This window comes from Agrococcus sp. UYP10 (genome assembly GCF_040547205.1).
Taxonomy (GTDB): Bacteria; Actinomycetota; Actinomycetes; order Actinomycetales; family Microbacteriaceae; genus Agrococcus; species Agrococcus jenensis.
On the sequence record NZ_JBEPPG010000001.1, the window covers coordinates 699,019 to 718,911 of the forward strand.

Consider the following 19,893-nt stretch of genomic DNA (forward strand, 5'->3'; position numbering starts at 1 on the left):
TTCCCAGTCCATACGGGTCGGGAGCATCCATGCTCCGAACCCCGGATGCTTTCAGCGTATGCCGTACGCAATGCCGCCAGCCGCATGCGACCTATGACTCGCAGATGGATGCGCTGTACCCCACCATGCGCGACCCCACCGTCCCGGGACGGCGAAGGACCCGAGCGCCGGGTGGGCGCTCGGGTCCTGCGTCGTGCGTCAGCGGGCTGCGACCTCGGTCGCCGCCTCCGCATCCGCTGCCTCGATCGCATCGGCGTCCCGCTCGTCGCCGAGCTCGTGGTCGATCGCGACGACCTCCTCCGGGGGCAGCGGTGCGGCGCCGGCGCCGGCGAGCCGCTCCTCCCCCGCCGCCTCGCGCGCCTGCTTCTCGGGCACGGGCATCGCGCCCGACGCGCGCAGCGCCTCGTAGTGGGCGATCGCCTCCGCCTGGCGCTCGCCCTCGGCGCCGGTCGCGATCGTCGCGCGCAGGTGCGCGTCGGTGAGCCCGAACGCCGAGACGAGGTCGAGCGCGTGCGGGCGCAGCTTCTGCAGCAGCCGCTCGATCGTCGAGGTGACGGCCTTCGAGCGGGCGCCCGACAGGCGGCCGTTCTCGAGGTGCCAGGCGGCGTGCTCCTCGATGATCGTGAGTGCGAAGAGGTCGCGCACGTGCGTCATGACCTTCTTCGTGGCCTCGGGCATCCGCTCGACGGCCGCGTCGAGCGCGTCGTACTGCTGCAGCTCGACCCACGCGCGCCCGGCCTCGATGAGCTCGTGCTGCTCGGCGTTGAAGGCCGCAGCGGCCTTCGCCTGGTCGCGCGGCGCGTGGCGCAGGCGGCCAGCGATCTCGGCGACCATCGTCTCGACGCGGTCCTCGAGCATGTCGCGCTGGAAGTCGCGGTCGCGGATGGCGACGGATGCGTTCTGCACGCGGCGCAGGTCGCGCACGTCCTGCCCGAGCGTCCGCAGGCCGACGAGCGCGGTCGCGCGGTCGAACAGCTGGTCGGCGGCGAAGCGCGCGATGTCGGCCTTCGACGCGCCCTTGAACTGCTTGGCGAAGTCGCCGAGCAGGCGCTTGCCCACGAGCTGCAGGAGCACCGTGTTGTCGCCCTCGAAGGTCGCGTAGACGTCGAGGTCGGCGCGCAGCTGCACGAGCCGGTTCTCGCCCAGGAAGCCGGCACCGCCGCAGGCCTCGCGCGCCTCCTGCAGCGTGTCGAGCGCCTGCCACGTGGAGAGCGACTTGAGGCCCGCCGCGAGCGTCTCGAGGTCCTCGCGCTCCTCGGGCGTGTCGGTGCGGCCGGAGAACACGCCGTCGAACTGCGTCAGCAGGATCGCGTGCGCGTAGGTCTGCGCGTAGGCCTTCGCCAGGCGCGTGAAGAGGCGGCGCTGGTGCCGGCGGTAGTCGAGCAGCACCTCCTCCTGCACGTCGCTCGACGCGTTGAACTGCCGCCGCTCTGCGCCGTAGCGGATCGCGATCGCGAGCGCCGCCTGCTGGGCGATGACCGCCGCGCCGTCGAGCGAGACGCGCCCCTGCACGAGGGTGCCGAGCATCGTGAAGAAGCGGCGGCCCGGGCTCTGGATGGGGCTCGAGTAGGTGCCGTCGGCCGCGACGTCGCCGTAGCGGTTGAGCAGGTTGGTGCGGGGCACGCGGACGTGCGTGAAGTGGAGCCGCCCGTTGTCGATGCCGTTGAGGCCGCCCTTGTAGCCGTCGTCCTCGCCGCCGATGCCGGGCAGGAAGGCGCCGGTCTCGTCGCGGAGCGGCACGTAGAAGGCGTGCACGCCGTGGTCGACGCCGCGGGTGACGAGCTTGGCGAACACGACGGCGTCGCGGCCGTGCAGCGCGGCGTTGCCGAGGTAGTCCTTCCACGCGCCGCGGAACGGCGTGTGGATCTCGAACTCCTCGGTCTCCGGGTCGTAGGTGGCGGTCGTGCCGATCGACGCGACGTCGGAGCCGTGACCGGTCTCGGTCATCGCGAACGCCCCGGGGATCTCGAGGCTCATGATCGCGGGCAGGAAGGCGTCGTGGTGGCGCTGCGTGCCGAGGTGCAGCACCGCGGCGCCGAAGAGGCCGAACTGCACGCCCGACTTGATCTGCAGGCTGGGGTCGGCGAGCACGAGCTCCTCGAAGCCCGCGATGTTGCCGCCGTGGTCGTCCTGGCCGCCGAGGCGCGTGGGGAACGCGGCGAGCACGGCGCCGTCGTCGACGAGCTGGCGCATCTGGTCCATCACGCGCTCGCGGTGCGCGGCGACGGTCAGGTCGTCGAGGCGCTGGTAGCGCGGGTCGGCGGCCTTCGCGCGGGCGGCGAGACGGCGCTCGGGCCACGCGCCGAGCAGGTCGCGGCCGAGCCAGTCGACGTCCACCTGCGCGTGCTGTCGCGGCTCCGCGCTGCGCGAGCGCTGGCGACGGTCGAGGCGTGCGGATGCGGTGCGGTCGGCCATGGATCCCCCTTACGGATCGGATGCGCCCCCACGGTAGGCGCGCCCGCGGGGTCTGTCGCGGGCGTTGGCCACCCCCGCAGAACGGCCAGGGACCCGGCCGATGGCACTTGTGTCGCATCCACAACCGCCCGACGCATCCGCTGTCGGAACAGGCACCCCTCGACGGCGGCTCAGTCGCGCCGCGGCACCGGCAGCGGCGGCAGCTGCGCGCGCTCGCCGATGATCTCGCGGACCTGCGCATCGGCGACGCGGTCGGCCTCCGAGCGCAGCACGAGCGGCGCCATCGCCATCGCGTCGCCGTCGGCGCCGCGCACCACGTAGACCGACATGCACTGGGTCGCGAGCTCGAGCTCGTCGGTGCGCGGGTCGCCCGTGCGCGTGCGGGCGAGGATGTGCATCGAGCGCGGGCCGGTGTGCAGCAGTCGCGTCTCGATCTCGACGATGTGGCCGATGTGGATGGGCCGGTAGAAGTGGATGCCGCCGGTGTAGACGGCCACCGGGTCGGCGCCGGCGTAGCCCGCGGCGCACGCGGTCGAGGTCTCGTCGATCCAGCGCATGACGAGGCCGCCGTGCGCGTTGCCGCCCCAGTTGACGTCGGTGGGGTTCGCGAGGAAGCGGAAGGTCTCGGACGGGCCGGTCATCGCCGGCGAGAACTGGATCGCGGTGTGCAGGTCGTGGATGCGCTTCCGCGCCTCGATGCGCTCCTCGCTGCCGCGCGCGAGTAGCTCGTCGTCGCTCGTGCGGGGCCGCCACGGCGGCACGGCCTTCGCCTTCCCCTGCTCGTCGACCGCCACGAACACGAGCAGGCAGTCGAGCGCCACCTCGAACTCGCCGGTGCGCGGGTCAGCGGCCTCGACCGTGACGAACACGTGCATGCTCGAGCGACCGGTGTGGGTGATGCGGGCGCTCGCCTCGATGAGGCTGCCCGGCCGGATGGGCGCCGTGTAGTGCACGTTGCCGACGTAGGCCGTCACGCAGTACGACCCGGAGTAGCCGGCGGCGCACGCGAAGCCGGCCTTGTCGATCCACTCGAGCACGCGGCCGGCCTGGACGGTGCCGCCGCCATGCGCGGCATCCGTGGGTGCGGCCATGAACCGCAGCGTGATCCGATCGCGCATGAGGAGCTCCTTCGCCGGGACCGATCCTGCCAGTTCGGCCGGGCGGAGGGCAGGGTCAGGCGCGGATCGGGTGGCGTCAGCCCTCGAACACCGTCTCGCCCTCGATCATCGTGAGCGCGACGGGCATGGCGCGCAGCGCCGCGGCGACCGCGTGCGGGTCGTCGCCCTCCGGCAGCGGCGCGCCGAGCACCGCGAGGTCGGCGGGCTCCCCCGCCGCGAGCCGGGAGCGCGCGGAGATGCCGACGGCCTGCTCGAGCGTGACCGCCTCCTCCGGCTGCCACGGCGACTCGTCGCCGCGCGTGCGGGTGACCGCGGTCGCGATGGCGAGCCACGGGTCGAGCGGCGTGACGGGCGCGTCGGAGCCGAGCACGACGGGCACGCCGGCGTCGAGCAGGCTGCGGATGCGGAACGCGTCGCGGCTGCGGTCGGCCCACAGCGCGGCGGTCAGCTCGCGGTCGTCGAGCGCGTGCTCCGGCTGGATCGAGGCGACGATGCCGAGCCTCGCCATCCGCGGGATGTCGACGCCCGCGACGAGCTGGGCGTGCTCGATCCGTCCGCCCGTCATGCCCGCGCGCTCGAAGGCGTCGATGGCGGCGGTGACGGCGGCATCGCCGATCGCGTGGACCGTCGCGTCGAGGCCGATCTCGCCCGCCCGCGCGAGCAGCCGGTCGAGCTCTGCCTCGTCGACGTTGCGCACGCCCGTGGTCGCCGGCGACCCTCCCCAGCCGTACGGATGCGCCGTCCAGGCGGTTCGCGTGCCGAGCGATCCGTCGAAGATCACCTTGAGCCGGCCGACGCGCGCGCGACCGGCGATCGGGTCGCCGGAGCGGATGCCCCGCTCCGCGGCGAGCTCGAGGTCGTGGCGGTAGACGCCCGCCTCGACGCGCGTGGGCGTCGAGCGACCCGGCCGCGCCCAGGCGCCGACGGCATCCTCGAACTCGAGGTCGACGACGCCGACGACGCCGCGCGCGGCGGCAGCGGCGAGCGCGTCGACGACGTGGCGGTCGAGGGCTGCCGGGTCGAGCATCCCCTCGATCGCGGTGAGCGCGGCGAAGGCCGCGTCCTCGCGCAGCAGCGGTCCCTCGAGCTCGATGCCGAGCCGGCGGAGCATGGCGGTGTTGGGCCATGAGCAGTGCACGTCGCTCGACACCACGAGCGTGGGCACGGAGCCGGTCGCCGCGTCGAGCAGCGCGCGCGTCGGCGGTGCGGGCCACAGGCCGTCGCGCATGCCGACGAGCACGAGCGGGTCGGTGCCGACGTGCGCCGCCGAGGCCTGCCTGGCGATCGCGGCGGCCTCGTCAGCGCTCTCGGCGGCGAGCACGCTCTGCCGCGTGCGGTGCCGGGCCCACTGGCCCATGTGCGTGTGCTCGTCCCACAGGCCGGGGATGACCACGGCACCCTCGAGGTCACGGCGCTCGCCCACGGCCGCCGTCGAGCCGGCGAGGCTCACGCGCTCGATCTCGCCGTCGAGCAGGTCGATGTCCGAGAGGGTGCCGTCGAGCAGGCGGGCGTTCGCGAGGCGCATGCCTCCATTGTGGGGCGAGCGCGCGGTCGCGCCCGCCATGCGCGCGAGCCGCTGCAGCGGGTCAGCGTGCCGGTGAGCCGCTGCGCGCGACGCGAGCCAGGTCGATGCGGGTGCGGGGCGTGCGCTGCCGCAGCAGCGAGACGATCGTGCCCACCGCGCCGAGGGCGCCGATCGTCGTGAGGAGCAGGATCCACGTGCCGTCCAGCGGGACGTGGCTGAGCCAGGTGCCGTCCATGCCCCGATCCTCCGCCTGTCGCGGCTGGCGCGCCAGTGCCCGGATGCGGTCAGGGCGCCGGGACGGTGTCGAGCTCGACCTCCGGCGTGCGATCCCGGCGCACGGAGAGCGATACGAGCGCGGCGACGACGCACAGGCCCGCGGCGGCGAACCACGCGACCGTGTAGTGGCCCATCGCGTCGCGCACGACGCCGACGAGCACGCTCGCGATCGCGGCGCCGATCTGGTGCGACGCGAAGACCCAGCCGAAGATGACCGGCGCCCGCTCGCCGAAGTGCTCGCGGCACAGCGCCATCGTCGGCGGCACGGTCGCGACCCAGTCGAGGCCGTAGAAGACGATGAAGACCACCATCGGCGGCTGCACCTCTGCCGAGAGCAGGAACGGGAGCGCCATGAGGCTGAGACCGCGCCCGACGTAGTAGATGACGAGCAGCAGGCGCGGGTTCCAGCGGTCGGTCAGCCAGCCCGAGAGCACCGTGCCCGCGATGTCGAAGATGCTGACGAGCGCGAGCAGGCCCGCCGCGGCCGTCTGCGGCATGCCGTGGTCGTGCGCGGCGGGGATGAAGTGGGTGCCGATGAGCCCGTTCGTCGTCGCACCGCAGATGGCGAAGCCGGCGGCGAGCGCCCAGAACGTGCGGTGGCGCACCGCCTCCCGCAGCCCGTCGATCGCCGCGCGGGCGGGATTCGTGCGCGGCGATCGCCGCGGCTCGACCCCCGGCGCCGCCACCGCGCGCGCGCCGGGCTCTGCGTCATCGCCGGCCGCCGCATCCGGAGCACCGAAGGGCGTGACCCCGCGCGCGGCCGGGCTGTCGTGCAGGAAGAGCAGCACGAGCGGCACGACCGCGAGCGCGCCGAGGGCGACGAGCAGGCTGGCCTCGCGCCAGCCCCACTCGGTCGCGAGCCAGGCCGTCGGAGGGAGGAAGACGAGCTGACCGGTCGCGCTGCCCGCGGTCAGCACGCCGGAGACCGTGCCGCGGTGCCGCACGAACCAGCGCTGCGTGACGACGGCAGCGAAGACGAGCGCCATCGACCCGGTGCCGAGGCCGATCATGACGCCCCAGGTCAGCAGCAGCACCCACGGATGCTGCGCGAGCGTGCCGAGCGCGGCGCCGCCCGCGATGACGACGAGCGCGGCGGCGGTGACGCGCTTGAGGCCGAAGCGCTCCATGAGCGCGGCGGCGAACGGTGCCATGAGTCCGTACAGCAGGATGTTGAGCCCGACGGCGGTGGAGAGCTCGGTGCGCGAGAAGCCCAGCTCGGTCTCGATCGGCACCATGAGCACGCTCGGCGCGGCCCGGAAGCCGGCGGCCCCCACGAGGGCGAGGAACGCGACCGCCGCGACGATCCACGCGGGGTGCAGGCGGCGAGTGGTCACCGGGACATTCTGATGGAGAGCGCCGTCGGCAGGCAGCACGCCCGCGCGCTCGGCGCGGGCGTGTGCCCTGACGGGATGCGCTCCGCCGAGCAGCTCACAGCCCACCCGCCCAGAGCCGCTCGGTGCTGACGCGGTCGGTGCGGAGGCGGCGCTGCGGCGCGGCGGTGCGGGCATCGCGCTCCTGCGCGAGCCGCTCGTCCGCCTGCCCGATGCGCTGCCGCGCCCGGTCGTCGGCGGTGCGGTCGCGCAGCAGCGCGAGCCGCTCGGGGTCAGCAGGTGTCCTGGGCGCGCGCTCGGCGATGAGGGCGCGGATCGTGCTCGCTGCAGCCACGATCGCGATGGCGGAGATGACGATGATCCAGATGATGTCCATGGCAGGAAGTCTGCGCTTGCCAAGATCCCGCCACCAGTGGCAGGATGGCCAATGCTCGGCAAGATCCTGCCAGACTTGGCAGGGCCGGTCCCGACCTCCTCGTCGGGTCCAGCGCACCGTCGAAGGAGCCCCATGCTGAAGATCGCCTGCATCGTGGATGACGACGTGAGCGTGTTCGAGCTCGCGGTCGCGGCCGAGGTCTTCGGCACCGACCGATCGGACCGGGGCGTGCCGCGCAACGACTTCCGCGTCGTCACGCCCACACCCGGCCCGATCCGCCTCGCCGGCGGCCTGAGCCTGCCGGTGATGGTCGGCGAGGGGCTCGACTTCGCCGACGAGGCCGACGTGGTCATCGTCACCCCCTACGACGAGTGCAGCATCGACGGCGAGTGCTCGCTCAGCGTCGCCCGGGTGCTGCAGCGCGCCGTCGCACGCGGCGCACGCGTGCTGACGATGTGCACCGGCGCCTTCATCGCCGCGCGGTCCGGCGTGCTCGAGGGCCGCCGGGTCGCGACGCACTGGCGGCACGCCGACCAGCTGGCCGCGCAGTTCCCCGAGCTGGTGGTCGAGCGGGATGCGCTGTGGGTCGACGACGGCCCGGTCACGTCGAGCGCCGGCACGGCGGCGGCGATCGACGCGTCGCTGCACATCGTCCGCGAGCTGCAGGGCGCGCAGGTCGCCGGCATCATCGCCCGCTCGATGGTCGTGCCGCCCCTGCGCGATGGCGGCCAGTCGCAGTTCGCGGTCGGACCGGTCGCCGAGCAGCGGGCCGAGACGCTCGCCCCGCTCATCGACTGGATGGTGGAGCACATCGACGAGGACCACTCGGTCGCCTCCCTCGCGCGCAGGGCACGCCTGTCGGAGCGCACCTTCGCCCGCCGCTTCCGGGAGGAGCTCGGCACCACCCCGGCAGCATGGCTCGCCTCGCAGCGGGTGCAGCGCGCGCAGCAGCTGCTCGAGGCGACCGACCTCGGGCTCGATGCCGTCGCCCAGCAGTCGGGGTTCGGCACCGCCGCCCTGCTGCGCCATCACTTCACCCGGCAGCTCGGCGTCGCGCCGTCGGCCTACCGCCGCCGCTTCGCGTGCGTGGAGCCGGAGGACGCGGCCGGGTCGGCCGCGCCCGTCGCGATGGCGGAGCCGGCCGAGCGTTAGCCCTGCCGGGTCAGGGCCGCAGCACGACCCGCGGGCGGTGCAGATCGACCGCGGGCAGCGGCGCTCGCCGGCGATGACGCCCGGCGAGGGCTCGCCGTGCGCGGTGCTCGATGCTCTGCGGCTCGTCGCCCAGCAGTCGGGCGCTGAGCGGCACAGTCCCTCTCGGCTCGATGCGCTGCGGCTCGACGCGCAGCGGCTCGATGTCGGCGCTCGGCCCGACTCCATCCGGCAGGCGGATGGCCAGCGGCGCCACGGCAACCGCGGCCAGCGAGCCCGCCGAGCTCGGCTCCGCGGTCGCCGACGAGCGCGCCGCGCGCCGGACCGGCTGGAGCCGCGAGACGACGCGCCACTGCCCTGGCCGTGGCCCCGCTCGTTCGACGACCAGTCGCCCGGCGTGCACCTCGTGGTGGTGGTAGGTGCAGAGCAGGATGCCGTTGTCGACGTCGGTGGGACCGCCGAGCAGCCAGGGCAGCACGTGGTGCGCCTCGCACCAGGAGGCCGGCATCCGGCAGCCCGGCGCCTGGCAGCCGTGGTCGCGGGCGGCGAGCGCACGCCGCTGCGCGCGGTTGAAGAGGCGCTTCGCGCGCCCCAGTTCGAGCACGTGACCACAGGCGTCGGTGACGGCGATCTGCACGAAGGCGTCGCAGAGCATCCGCGCGGCGACGTCGATGGGCACGACGTCGCCGGTGTGCTCGACGCGCACGAAGCGCTCGCGGTGCTCGGCGCCGTCGATGGCCGCGGTGAGCGCCTCGATCGTGCCGGTGACGAGGAGCGTCGGCGCCTCGCCGCCCACGGTCGGCGCGTCGCCCGAGGCGGCGTGCTCGCGCACGATGCCGACGAGCACGTCGTGGCGCAGCTGCGCGGGGCTCCGGCCGTCGGGGACGTCGTCGCCCGCGTCCTCCCCCGCCGGCACGTCCGGGTCGCGGAAGCGCACTGCGACGCGCGGCCCCTCGTAGGCGTCGAGCACGGCCTTGAGCGCCGAGCCCTCCTCGGGCGGCGAGATCATCGTGATCACCCACATGCCGTCGGCACGGCGGCCCACGGTGAGCGATCGCATCGCCCGCTGCCGCTCGGCTCCCGGCAGCACGCCGTCCGGGTCGAGCACCGCGGCGTACATGCGCCCCTGCACGGCGAGGAGCTCGGGCACGAGCGGCGCGGTGGGCGTGGTCGCCGCGTCGACGAGCGCCCGCTCGGCCCACGCCAGCTCGCGCTCGTCGGCGCGCGGCACCGCGGGGCCGAGCGACTGCAGGATCGCGTCGGCCTGGGCGAGCGACAGCCCGCCCTCGGCGAGCGCGCCGGCGACGTGCGGGAAGCGCGCCGGCAGCATGCCGCCGGACAGTGCCGGCCGGGCGGAGGTCGCGGCGGCGAGCGCGAGGAGGTCGGAAGCCTGCCGCCCGCGCAGCCCGAAGACCGAGCCGACGCACTCCTTCGCGCTGCGGTGGCCGAGCTGGCGGCATAGCGCCTCGTCGATCGAGCCGCGCGAGCGCTCCGCCACCTCGGCCGCCAGCCGCACCCGCTGGGCGTCGACGACGCGCGAGAGCTCAGCGGCGCGAGCGAGCAGCGCGGCGACCTCGGCGTCGGGGGCGAGCGACAGGCCGTCGAGGCCGGCGAGCATCGTGCGGGCCGCGTCGATCGCTGCCGCTGCCTGCTCGATCCGGGACATCATCGCCTCCTCTTGCCCGAAGGGTAGATCTGGCCACCCACATGGACCGCTGCAGCCGCATCCGTGCCCGCGAGGCCGCCCGCGACCGCGGGCTGGGAGCGAGCGCCAGCCGTCGGGCGTACCGTGGCCCGCACCGCGGTGCGCACCCGAGCGTGCCCACCGCGCAGTGGTCATCCCACAGTGGTCATCGCACAGTGGTCATCGCACGTGCATCGCACGTGGTCACCCGCACGGGTCATGGAGGTTCGCATGCGCATCGTCGTCATCGGAGCGACCGGCAACGTCGGCACGGCGCTGCTGCGCCGGCTGCACGCCGCTGAGGAGGTGTCGGCGATCGCGGGCGTCTCGCGACGCGGCCCCGAGCGCGGCGGGGAGCCCTACGACGGCGTCGAGTGGCACCGGATCGACGTCTCGGACCCGGAGTCCGGTCCCGCGCTCGAGCGCGTGCTGTCGTGCGCCGACGCGGTCGTCCACCTCGCCTGGATCATCCGCCCCAACCGCGACGAGCAGCTGCTCGAGCGCACGAACCTGGAGGGCTCGCGGCGGGTGTTCGAGGCCGCGGCCGCGGCCGGCGTGCCGCACCTCGTCGTCGCGTCGAGCATCGGCGCCTACGGGCGCCCCGACGCGAGCCCGCCGGGCTCCGAGCGCGCCGACGAGTCCTTCCCGCGCCACGGCGCCCCCACCTCGCACTACGGGCGGCAGAAGAGCGCGGTCGAGCGCATCCTCGACGACATCGCCGCCGCGCATCCCGAGATGGTCGTCTCCCGGCTCCGCCCGGGCCTGATCTTCCAGGCGGAGGCCGCGCCCGAGATCCGCGACTACTTCCTCGGGGCCCTCGTGCCCCGCACGCTGCTGCGTGCGCTGCCGCTCCTGCGCCTGCCCGTGCTGCCGTGGCCCGCCGGCATCGTGACGCAGGCGGTGCACGCCGACGACATCGCGGATGCGTACTGGCGCGTGCTGCGCGACCGCGCCGCCGGCGCCTTCAACGTCGCCGCCGAGCCGCCGCTCAGCCCGCAGTCGGTCGGCCGGCTCGTCGGCGCGCGGCGGTGGCTGCCCATCCCGGTGCCGGTGGTGCGCGCGCTCGTCGCCGTCACCTACCGGCTGCGGCTGCAGCCGACGGATCCCGGCTGGGTCGACATGGCGGCGGTGACGCCCGTGATGGCGACCGACCGCATCCGGGCGCTCGGCTGGTCGCCGCAGCACAGCTCGATCGACACGCTGCGTGAGCTCGTCGCACGGCTCGGCGCGCGCGGCGGCCTCGGCAACGCCCTGCACCGCTCCCGCAGCCCGTTGGAGTGAGGCGCGCGGTCGGATGCGCCGCCCGCCGGGCGGTCGTCGTCAGCCCAGCAGGCTCCAGCGCTCCGGCATGTAGCCCTCGGGCTGCAGCACGAAGCGCCCGATCGGCGTCGCCGGTCGCTTCCGCACCTTGGCGACCGAGGAGCGAAGCTCCTTGAACGGCTTGCCGTAGACCGTCACCTCGCGGCTGCCCTCGAACGCCTGGTCGGGGCGCTCGCGCGGGATCGTCAGCAGCCGGCCCGCTGCCCACTCGGGCTCCGTCGGCATGACCGGCTGCAGCTCGATCTCGCGCTTCTCGGGGAAGAGGAAGCCTCCGAACGCCACCGGTGCACCGCCGTCCACCGGGGTGAGCCAGCGCATCCACTGCCCCGGGTCGAACTCGGGCAGCGGCGATGCGGCGCGTGCCTCGAGCGCGCGACGCGTGCCGACGAGCCACCGCTCGTACTCGCGGTCGTCGTCGCCATCGGCGACGTAGAGCTGCAGGTCGAGCAGCGCATCGTCGCCCTCGAGCGCATGCTCCTCGATCTCGAGCGTGTCGGCGCGGACCGCGCCGTACGCCCACGGGTGGAGCGCCTTGCCGAAGCGGGTGGCCGCTTCGATGAGGAGCCCGCGCGATTCCTCGTCGCGCTCGACCTCGACCCGGAAGGCGCTGCCGCTCTCGTCGAGCGCCCACAGCCCGTAGGGGTTGACGGGCTGGTCGCCCTCGCGCTCCGCAGGCGGCTCCTGCGGCTGGAAGCGCTCGGCGTGCGAGGCGATGAGCAGGTCCCGCTCGTCCGACTCCCACTCGTCGTCGAGCGTCGTGTCCATGCGCACCTCGGCGCCCCGCGGCTCGGGCTCGAGATCGACCTCGACCATCCACCCACCGCGCTCGTCGAGGTCGACGACCTGCTTGAGCATCGTCGAGTAGATGCCCGGCGGCAGCTCGCCCGCGCCCTCGGGCACGAGCACGTAGGTGCGCGCGAGCCCGCCGGGCGAGTTCGAGAGCGCGATCTCGACGATCGGCCCGCGCCGGGTCTCGAGGAAGCCGTGGAAGGGGAAGTCGAGCTCGCCGACGGTCTGCGTCACGGCTCCACGCTAGCCGTTCATCTCAACGGAGCAGCTGGTCGCAGGAGGGGATAGTGCCCTCGCGGCGCCAGCTGCTCCGTTGAGGATCAGGCGAGGAGGGCGCCGCTGCCGGGCGGCAGGGTGAGGGCGTCGGCGAGCGCGACGTCGGGATGCGCCCGGAAACGCAGGTCGCGGCGCGAGACGGGCACCGTCTGCGGTTCGGTGCCGAGGTTGAGCACGATCTCGACCGCGTCCGCCATGCCGGCGCGGCGGGTGAGGCGCAGCACGCGCGTCTGCTCGTCCGCCTCCACGAGGTTCCGCGCGTAGTGCGGATCGGTGAGCGCCTCGAGCTCGGCGCGCAGCGCCGCGAGCTGCCGGTAGCCCTCGAGCACGCGCGCGTGGCGCTCGGCGCGCAGCTCCGCCCAGTCGAGCTTCGAGCGCTCGAACGTCTGCGGGTCCTGCGGGTCGGGCACGACGGCCGGGTCCCAGCCCATCTGCTCGAACTCCTCGAGCCTGCCCTCGGCCGTCGCCTTGCCGAGCTCGGGCTCCGGGTGCGACGTGAAGAACTGGAACGGCGTCGACGCCGCCCACTCCTCGCCCTGGAAGAGCATCGGCGTGAACGGGCCGCCGTAGAGCAGCAGCGCCGCGCACAGCAGCTGCGACTCGTCGAGCACCTCGGTGGTGCGGTCGCCGCGCGCCCGGTTGCCGATCTGGTCGTGGTTCTGCGCGCTCACCACGAGGCGCCACGAGAGCGAGCGCTCGGTGTCGATCGGATGCCCGTGGTCGCGACCGCGGAACGACGAGTAGGTGCCGTCGTGGAAGAAGCCGCGCTCGAGCGCCTTCGCGAGCGCCGCGATCGGCTCGAAGTCGGCGTAGTAGCCCTCGGTCTCGCGCGTGAGGGCGACGTGCACGCCGTGGTGGAAGTCATCAGACCACTGCCCGTCGAGCCCGTAGCCGCCCGCCTCGCGCGGCGTGATGAGCTTCGGGTCGTTGAGGTCGCTCTCGGCGATGAGCTCGAGCGGCCGGCCGAGGTGCGCCGACAGCGCCTTCGTCTCGATCGCCATCTCCTCGAGGATGTGCAGGTCGCTCGTGTCGACGAGCGCGTGCACGGCGTCGAGCCGAAGCGCGTCGACGTGCATCGCCTCGAACCAGTAGCTGACGTTGTCGAGGATGTAGCGGCGCACCGCAGGCTCGGCGAGGTTCACGTGGTCGCCCCACGTCGAGCGCCCCTCGCTCGAGAGGTAGGGGCCGTAGAGGGGCAGGTAGTTGCCGGACGGTCCGAGGTGGTTGTAGACGACGTCCTGCACCACCGCGAGGCCCGCGGCGTGCGCGGCATCGACGAAGCGCTGGTAGGCGTCCGGGCCGCCGTAGCCCTCGTGCACCGCGAACCACGCGACGCCGTCGTAGCCCCAGTTATGGGTGCCGTTGAAGCCGTTGACGGGCAGCAGCTCGACGTGCGTGACGCCGATGCCGCGCAGGTGGTCGAGCCGCTCGGCCGCCGCGTCGAGCGTGCCCTCGCTCGTGAAGGTGCCGAGGTGCAGCTCGTAGAGCACGCCGCCGGCGATCGGGCGACCGGTCCATGCCGCGTCCTGCCAGTCGTGCGCGGATGCGTCCCACGTGCGCGATCGCTCGTGCACGCCGTCCGGCTGGCGGAGGCTCCGCGGATCCGGGCGGATGGCGTCGTCGTCGTCGATCTGGAAGCCGTAGTCGCCGGCGCTCGCGAGCGCATGCCACCAGCCGCCCTCGCCCTGCGACATCTCGACGGTCTCGTCGCCCGCCACCACGCGCATCCGCGCAGCGGTCGGTGCCCACACCCGGTACTCGTGCAGCTCGCTCATGTCCCCCATGCTCGCATCACGCTGCTCGGAGCCCGGTGTGGGTGCCGTGCGCGGATGCCCTCGGCGCGGTCAGGCGTCGGTGGCGCCCGCCCCGCGGGGCGCGCCCCGGTACCAGCGGCCGGACGCCGGGAGGGCGAGGAGCACGCCGCCGACAAGTGCCGCGAGCGCGATCCCGACCGTCTCGGGCGCGGGCGATCGCGTCGCCGCCATCGCGAGCAGCGCGAGCAGCCCGGCGCCGATGCCCGCGACGAGCGCGAACCACCGCGCCCACTCGCGGCGACGGCTCGCGAAGATCAGGACGACCAGCAGCAGCACGAGCGGCACGACCGCGCCGACCACGCCGAGCGTCAGCTCGGCGCCCGTCGGCTGCGCACCGGGCTGGTCGATCGTCGCGACGTAGAAGACGGTCAGGAGCGCCATGAGCCCAGCGAGGCACAGGAACGCGACCCACAGCAGCACGAGCCCGATGCGCACCGACCACGGCGGATCCGCGGCAGCAGGCCGTCCCGGGTCCGCACCTCCGGCGCCCGGGGCCCGCCCCTGCCGCGCCACGTCAGTCGCCCCGGGTGAGCAGCGCGACCGGGAGCGTCCCGAGGAGGTCGCGCAGCCGGACCTCGCCGCCGCGGAGCTCCTTCGACGTCAGGAGGTCGCGCCAGTGCCCCTCGGGCAGCTGGATCGCCGTGTCGCCCCAGCCGCCGCGCTCCGCGAGGCCGATCGGCAGCCGTGTGGCGATGGCGATCGCGCCGCCGCGGTCGAACGCCACGACGTGCTCGGCCGCCTCGCCGCTCGCGAGCAGCGGCGTGTAGGCCTCGAAGCGCTCCGGGTGCTCGCGGCGGAGCCGCAGCGCCTCGCGCACGAGCCGCGTCTTGGCGACCTCGAGGTCCCAGTCGCCCGACAACGGGGCGCGCGCGGCCTGCCGCAGCGCATCCATCCGGTCCCAGTCGATCGGTCGGCGGTTGTCGGGGTCGACGAGCGACTGCTCGAGCGCCTCGGAGCCCTGGTAGACGTCCGGGAAGCCCGGGATGGTGAGGTTGAGCAGCTTCGCGGCGAGCACGTTCGCGCGGAAACCCTGCTCGGTCTCGGCGAGGAACGCCTCGATGTCGCGCGACGCGGGCTCGGCCATGACGCTGCGGACGAGCTCGGCGAGGTCGCGCTCGAAGGCCTCGTCGGGCGCCGTCCAGTGCGTGATCGCATCGGCCTCGCGGGACGCCTTCTCCATGTAGGCGAGCAGCCGGTCCTCGCTCGCGGGCCATGCGCCGACGACGGCCTGGAGCAGGAGGTTCACGAAGTCGCGCCCGCGGTTCGGTGCGAAGACGAGAAGCCGGTCGAGCAGCGCCTCCCAGCTCGAGGGGACCTCGGCGATCGTCGTGATGCGCGCGCGCACGTCCTCGCCGCGCTTCGTGTCGTGCGTCGACATCGCGTTCATGGCGAGCGACCACTCGGCCTGCCGCCGGCCCATGAAGGCGTGGAAGTCGGGCACCGGGATCGCGAAGACGGCAGGATCGCCGCCCACCTCGTTGAGGCTCGTGAGCCGCGAGTAGCGGTAGAACGCGGTGTCCTCGACGCCCTTGGCCATCACCATGCCGCTCGTCTGCTGGAAGCGCAGGGCCGCGGGCTGGCGAGCGTTGCCGAGCACCGGCAGCAGCGCGTCGATGGTGTCGGCCAGGTCGGGGCGGTGCTCCTTGGCGCGCTCCGCCGCCTCGCCCAGGTGCTCGAGGCCTTCGGGGAGGTACGAGCGGTAGACGGGGAAGCACGCGAGCAGCTCGGCGATCGCGTCGGCGGCGTCGGCCGGCGCGCCCTGCGAGCCCCAGGCATCCGAGGCCTGCACCTCGCGCTCGAGCCGCAGCACCTCCGCGCGGAGGATCCCGTCGGCGATGCCCCGCTTCGTGCCGTGCGTGAGCTCGGCCCAGTCTACGGCCTCGCCGCCGCGGAGGCGCGCGTCGATCTGGTGCAGCGCGTCGGCAGCGGATGCGTCGGTGAGCACCCGGTCGATGACGCCGAGCGTGTCGTAGCCGGTGGTGCCGGCGGTCGCCCAGCGCGGCAGCTCCTCGCCGGGCTCGAGGATCTTCTCGACGAGCACGAAGGCGCCGCCGGTGAGGCGGTCGAGGTCCTCGAGGTAGCCGGCCGGGTCGCGCAGCCCATCGGGGTGGTCGACGCGGAGGCCCTGCACGAGCCGCTCGTCGAACCAGCGGGCGATCTCGGCGTGCGTCGCCTCGAACACCTCCGGCACCTCGACGCGCACGGCGGCGAGCGTCGTCACCGCGAAGAAGCGCCGGTAGTTGAGCTGGTCGTTCCCCTGCTTCCAGTGGCCGAGCCGGTAGTGCTGGCGGGCGAGCACCTCCTGCGCGGTCCCGTCGCCGGTGCCGGGCGCGACGGGCAGCCGCGTGTCCCAGTAGCGGAGCGCCTGCGAGCCGTCCGCGGCTGCGGGCTCGAGCTCGAGGTGCGCGACGGTGCCGTCCTCCGACCAGTCGTCGTCGCCGACGATCGGCAGCAGCAGCTTCCCGCCGCCCGCCTCCCAGTCGACGTCGAACGCATCCGCGATCGGGCTCTCGCGCCCCTCGCGCAGCAGCTGCCACCACCAGTCGTTGTGCTCGGGCACGGCGACGCCCATGTGGTTGGGCACGATGTCGACGAGCACGCCCATGCCGAGCCTGCGCGCCTCGGCCGCGAGCGCCTCGAGGCCCGCCTCGCCGCCGCGCGACGGATCGACCCGCGCGTGCGAGACGACGTCGTAGCCGTGGTTCGAGCCGTGCTCGGCCTCGAGGATCGGCGAGAGGTAGACCCAGTCGACCCCGAGGTCGGCGAGGGCCTCGAGCCTGCCCGCGGCGTCGGCGAGGGTGAAGTCCTCGCTGATCTGCAGGCGGTAGGTGCTCTGGGGCGCGTGCACGGGACTCCTCCGGTGGTTCAGGGCTGGGTGTTCAGGACGCTGCGCGCTCAGGACGCTGCGTGCTCAGGATTCGGTGTCGGCGTCGGGGTCGATCGGCGGCACGATGCCGTCGACGCCCGGCTCGACCGGCTGGCCGGGCTCGGCAACCGGGGTGGACGCGTGCAGCGGCCGTCCGTCGTGCTGCGTCTGCTCGAGCGTCGTCACCGGCCCGGGCGCCGAGGTGCCCGTCGCCGCGGCGACGGAGGCGGCGACCGAGAAGTCCTGGTCGACCGGCGCGATGTGCTCGCGGAGCACCGCGATCGAGCGCGGTGCGAGGCGTCCGACCTCGCCGGCGCGCACCGCACCCTCGACGGCCTCCAGCGCACCCGTGTCGATCAGCACATCCCACGACTCCGCGTACTCCGCGGGCGGGATCGTGATCTCCCGCTCCTCCTCGGAGGCGTTGCAGTAGATGAGGAAGTGGTTGTCGATGATGCGCTCGCCGCGCTCGCTGCGACCCGCGATCCCGTTGCCGTTGAGGTACATGCCGACGGTCTTCTCGTGGGCGGCCTCGTCCCAGTCGCCGTCCTCCATCGGGGTGCCGGCGCTGCGCAGCCAGACGATGTCGTTGAGGCGCTCGCCGTTGCCGGTGCGCACCGTGTTGCCGGTGAAGAAGCGCTTGCGGCGGAACGTCGGGTGGTCGTGGCGCAGCTTGGCGACCGCGGCGGTGAACTCGATGAGCGGCTGGTCGATGTTCGACCAGTCGATCCAGCTCAGCTCGGAGTCCTGCGCGTAGGTGTTGTTGTTGCCCTGCTGCGTACGGCCGAGCTCGTCGCCGTGCAGGAGCATCGGCACGCCCTGGCTCAGGAGCAGCGTCGCGAGGAAGTTGCGCTGCTGGCGAGCGCGGACGGCCTGGATCTCGGGGTCGTCGGTCGGGCCCTCGACGCCGTAGTTGTAGGAGCGGTTGTGGCTCTCGCCGTCGTTGCCGTCCTCGCCGTTGGCGTCGTTGTGCTTCTCGTTGTAGCTCACGAGGTCGCGGAGCGTGAACCCGTCGTGCGCGGTGACGAAGTTGATGGAGGCGACCGGGCGGCGACCCGAGTGCTCGTAGAGGTCGGCGGAGCCGGCCATGCGGCTGGCGAACTCGCCGAGCGCCGAGGGCTCGCCGCGCCAGAAGTCACGCACCTCGTCGCGGTACTTGCCGTTCCACTCGGTCCACTGGGGCGGGAAGTTGCCCACCTGGTAGCCGCCGGGGCCGACGTCCCAGGGCTCGGCGATGAGCTTCACCTGGCTGATCACCGGGTCCTGCTGCACGAGCTCGAAGAAGGTCGACAGCTTGTCGACGTCATAGAACTCACGGGCGAGCGCCGACGCGAGGTCGAAGCGGAAGCCGTCGACGTGCATCTCGGTGACCCAGTAGCGCAGCGAGTCCATGATCAGCTGCAGCGAGTGCGGGTGGCCGACGTTGAGGCTGTTGCCCGTGCCGGTGTAGTCCATGTAGAACTGCTCGTCGCCCTCGACGACGCGGTAGTACGCGCGGTTGTCGATGCCGCGCATGCTGAGCGTCGGGCCCATGTGGTTGCCCTCGGCGGTGTGGTTGTAGACCACGTCGAGGATGACCTCGATGCCGGCGGCGTGCATGGCCTTGACCATGCCCTTGAACTCCTGCACCTGCTGGCCGCGCTCGCCGGTGCCGGCGTAGCCGGCGTGCGGCGCGAAGAAGCTGAGGGTGTTGTAGCCCCAGTAGTTGCGCAGCCCCTTCTCCATGAGCGTCGCGTCGTGCACGAACTGGTGCACCGGCATGAGCTCGATCGCTGTGATGCCGATCTTCTGCAGGTGGGCGATGACCGACGGATGCGCGAGGCCCGCATACGTGCCGCGCAGCTCCTCGGGGACGTCGGGGTGCGTCTGGGTGAGGCCCTTGACGTGCGCCTCGTAGATGATCGTCTCGTTGTAGGGCGTGCGCGGGTAGCGGTCGCCGGTCCAGTCGAAGAACGGGTTGATGACGACGCCCTTGGCCATGAAGGGGGCCGAGTCGTCCTCGTTGAAGCTCAGCGGGTCGCCGAAGTTGTAGCTGTGGAGCGGCTGACCCCACTCGATGCTGCCGCTCGTGGCCTTCGCGTACGGGTCGAGCAGCAGCTTCGCGGGGTTGTGCCGCAGGCCCTGCTCGGGCTCGTAGGGGCCGTGCACCCGATAGCCGTAGCGCTGGCCGGGCTGCACGGACGGCAGGTAGCCGTGCCAGACGTAGCCGTCGACCTCCGTGAGCTCGACCCTCGTCTCGACGTCGTCCTCGTCGAAGAGGCAGAGCTCGACGCGCTCGGCCGACTCGGTGAAGAGTGCGAAGTTGGTGCCGGTGCCATCGAACGTGGCTCCGAGCGGATAGGCCTGGCCGGGCCAGACCTGCAGGGCGGATGCGGTGTCAGTCACTCTCCGGAGTGTATGGGTTACAGGAGACCCCGACCTGAGAGCCGTGTGACGGTCGCGTGAACGATGACGGACGGATCGGCGTCGCCGTCAGTCGCCCACGACGCGCGGCTCGCCGCCCGTGATCCGCAGCAGCTCGTCGTAGGTGAGCATGAAGACGGTGTCGGCGGTGCCGGCCGCCGCCGAGAGCTGCGCGTAGTCCGCGAGCGCCACGTCGACGATCGTCCGGATGGGCGCCGGGTGGCCGAGCGGGGCGACGCCGCCGATCACCTGACCGGTGGCCGCGCGCACCTGCTCGGGCGTCGCGCGCTCGATGCGCCCCTCGCCCAGCTGCTCGGCGAGCGCGGCCGTGTCGACGCGGTGGCGACCCGAGGTCATGACGAGCAGCGGCGCATCCGCCATCCAGAAGATGAGCGAGTTCGCGATCGCGCCCACCTCGATGCCGAGCGCCGCCGCTGCCGCCTTCGCGGTGTGCGTGCCCTCCGGGAAGCGGATCACCTCGCGGTCGATGCCCATGTCGTGCAGCTGCTGCTGGATGCTCGCGGCCCTGGTCGGTAGCGTCATGGCCCCAT

General features: G+C 73.4%; 15 protein-coding genes. 2 read left to right on the forward strand and 13 right to left on the reverse strand.

From position 1 onward, the window contains the following. Nucleotides 1–198: 198 nt before the first annotated feature. From ABIB37_RS03445 to ABIB37_RS03470, 6 genes are all read right to left on the reverse strand, one after another. Nucleotides 199–2,415 carry an acyl-CoA dehydrogenase family protein gene (locus ABIB37_RS03445; protein WP_354256725.1) on the reverse strand — a complete coding sequence of 739 codons (2,217 nt, stop codon included), beginning with the start codon at nt 2,413–2,415 and terminating at the stop codon, nt 199–201. A 170-nt stretch (nt 2,416–2,585) separates the two neighbouring features. After that, nucleotides 2,586–3,533 carry an acyl-CoA thioesterase gene (locus ABIB37_RS03450; protein ID WP_354256728.1) on the reverse strand — a complete coding sequence of 316 codons (948 nt, stop codon included), beginning with the start codon at nt 3,531–3,533 and terminating at the stop codon, nt 2,586–2,588. 76 nt (nt 3,534–3,609) lie between these two features. After that, a complete protein-coding gene (locus tag ABIB37_RS03455) occupies nt 3,610–5,058 on the reverse strand; it encodes an amidohydrolase (RefSeq protein ID WP_354256731.1) in 1,449 nt (482 codons plus the stop codon). 61 nt (nt 5,059–5,119) lie between these two features. Further along, nucleotides 5,120–5,293 carry a hypothetical protein gene (locus tag ABIB37_RS03460; RefSeq protein ID WP_170165556.1) on the reverse strand — a complete coding sequence of 58 codons (174 nt, stop codon included), beginning with the start codon at nt 5,291–5,293 and terminating at the stop codon, nt 5,120–5,122. Nucleotides 5,294–5,342: 49 nt separating this feature from the next. Then, a complete protein-coding gene (locus ABIB37_RS03465) occupies nt 5,343–6,668 on the reverse strand; it encodes an MFS transporter (RefSeq protein WP_354256734.1) in 1,326 nt (441 codons plus the stop codon). Between the two features lie 94 nt (nt 6,669–6,762). After that, complete coding sequence (locus ABIB37_RS03470) at nt 6,763–7,041, reverse strand: hypothetical protein (RefSeq protein WP_354256737.1); 279 nt, start codon at nt 7,039–7,041, stop codon at nt 6,763–6,765. A gap of 132 nt (nt 7,042–7,173) precedes the next feature. On the opposite strand from ABIB37_RS03470, the gene ABIB37_RS03475 reads away from it, so the two are divergent. Continuing rightward, nucleotides 7,174–8,193 (forward strand): GlxA family transcriptional regulator, encoded by a 1,020-nt coding sequence (locus tag ABIB37_RS03475; RefSeq protein WP_354256740.1) that lies wholly within the window; start codon nt 7,174–7,176, stop codon nt 8,191–8,193. A gap of 10 nt (nt 8,194–8,203) precedes the next feature. On the opposite strand, the gene ABIB37_RS03480 is transcribed toward ABIB37_RS03475, so the two are convergent. Further along, complete coding sequence (locus ABIB37_RS03480; protein ID WP_354256742.1) at nt 8,204–9,856, reverse strand: HNH endonuclease signature motif containing protein; 1,653 nt, start codon at nt 9,854–9,856, stop codon at nt 8,204–8,206. A 249-nt stretch (nt 9,857–10,105) separates the two neighbouring features. Here ABIB37_RS03480 and ABIB37_RS03485 point away from each other — a divergent pair, with 249 nt between their 5' ends. Next, nucleotides 10,106–11,155: an NAD-dependent epimerase/dehydratase family protein gene (locus ABIB37_RS03485; RefSeq protein WP_354256744.1), complete on the forward strand. Its 1,050-nt coding sequence runs from the start codon at nt 10,106–10,108 to the stop codon at nt 11,153–11,155. A gap of 39 nt (nt 11,156–11,194) precedes the next feature. Here ABIB37_RS03485 and ABIB37_RS03490 read toward each other — a convergent pair whose 3' ends face one another. The 6 genes from ABIB37_RS03490 to ABIB37_RS03515 form a co-directional block, all read right to left on the reverse strand. Continuing rightward, nucleotides 11,195–12,217 (reverse strand): hypothetical protein, encoded by a 1,023-nt coding sequence (locus ABIB37_RS03490; protein WP_354256747.1) that lies wholly within the window; start codon nt 12,215–12,217, stop codon nt 11,195–11,197. An 86-nt stretch (nt 12,218–12,303) separates the two neighbouring features. Further along, nucleotides 12,304–14,034, reverse strand: coding sequence for a malto-oligosyltrehalose trehalohydrolase (gene treZ / locus ABIB37_RS03495; RefSeq protein ID WP_354256750.1), 1,731 nt, complete (start codon nt 14,032–14,034; stop codon nt 12,304–12,306). A gap of 69 nt (nt 14,035–14,103) precedes the next feature. After that, complete coding sequence (locus ABIB37_RS03500) at nt 14,104–14,508, reverse strand: hypothetical protein (RefSeq protein ID WP_354256752.1); 405 nt, start codon at nt 14,506–14,508, stop codon at nt 14,104–14,106. A 79-nt stretch (nt 14,509–14,587) separates the two neighbouring features. Continuing rightward, a complete protein-coding gene (gene treY, locus ABIB37_RS03505) occupies nt 14,588–16,921 on the reverse strand; it encodes a malto-oligosyltrehalose synthase (RefSeq protein WP_354256755.1) in 2,334 nt (777 codons plus the stop codon). A gap of 63 nt (nt 16,922–16,984) precedes the next feature. Next, nucleotides 16,985–19,303 (reverse strand): glycogen debranching protein GlgX, encoded by a 2,319-nt coding sequence (glgX, locus tag ABIB37_RS03510; RefSeq protein WP_354261516.1) that lies wholly within the window; start codon nt 19,301–19,303, stop codon nt 16,985–16,987. Between the two features lie 108 nt (nt 19,304–19,411). Beyond that, on the reverse strand, nt 19,412–19,885 hold the full coding sequence (locus ABIB37_RS03515; RefSeq protein WP_354256758.1) for a YbaK/EbsC family protein: 474 nt from the start codon (nt 19,883–19,885) through the stop codon (nt 19,412–19,414). Nucleotides 19,886–19,893 lie beyond the last annotated feature (8 nt).

Bases quoted from the DNA above. Each gene is read 5' to 3' on its own strand.
- ABIB37_RS03480 (WP_354256742.1), bottom strand. From the start codon at position 9,856: ATGTCCCGGATCGAGCAGGCAGCGGCAGCGATCGACGCGGCCCGCACG.
- ABIB37_RS03445 (WP_354256725.1), bottom strand. From the start codon at position 2,415: ATGGCCGACCGCACCGCATCCGCACGCCTCGACCGTCGCCAGCGCTCG.
- ABIB37_RS03475 (WP_354256740.1), top strand. From the start codon at position 7,174: ATGCTGAAGATCGCCTGCATCGTGGATGACGACGTGAGCGTGTTCGAG.
- ABIB37_RS03450 (WP_354256728.1), bottom strand. From the start codon at position 3,533: ATGCGCGATCGGATCACGCTGCGGTTCATGGCCGCACCCACGGATGCC.
- ABIB37_RS03485 (WP_354256744.1), top strand. From the start codon at position 10,106: ATGCGCATCGTCGTCATCGGAGCGACCGGCAACGTCGGCACGGCGCTG.
- ABIB37_RS03460 (WP_170165556.1), bottom strand. From the start codon at position 5,293: ATGGACGGCACCTGGCTCAGCCACGTCCCGCTGGACGGCACGTGGATC.
- ABIB37_RS03470 (WP_354256737.1), bottom strand. From the start codon at position 7,041: ATGGACATCATCTGGATCATCGTCATCTCCGCCATCGCGATCGTGGCT.
- ABIB37_RS03515 (WP_354256758.1), bottom strand. From the start codon at position 19,885: ATGACGCTACCGACCAGGGCCGCGAGCATCCAGCAGCAGCTGCACGAC.
- treZ (WP_354256750.1), bottom strand. From the start codon at position 14,034: ATGAGCGAGCTGCACGAGTACCGGGTGTGGGCACCGACCGCTGCGCGG.
- ABIB37_RS03455 (WP_354256731.1), bottom strand. From the start codon at position 5,058: ATGCGCCTCGCGAACGCCCGCCTGCTCGACGGCACCCTCTCGGACATC.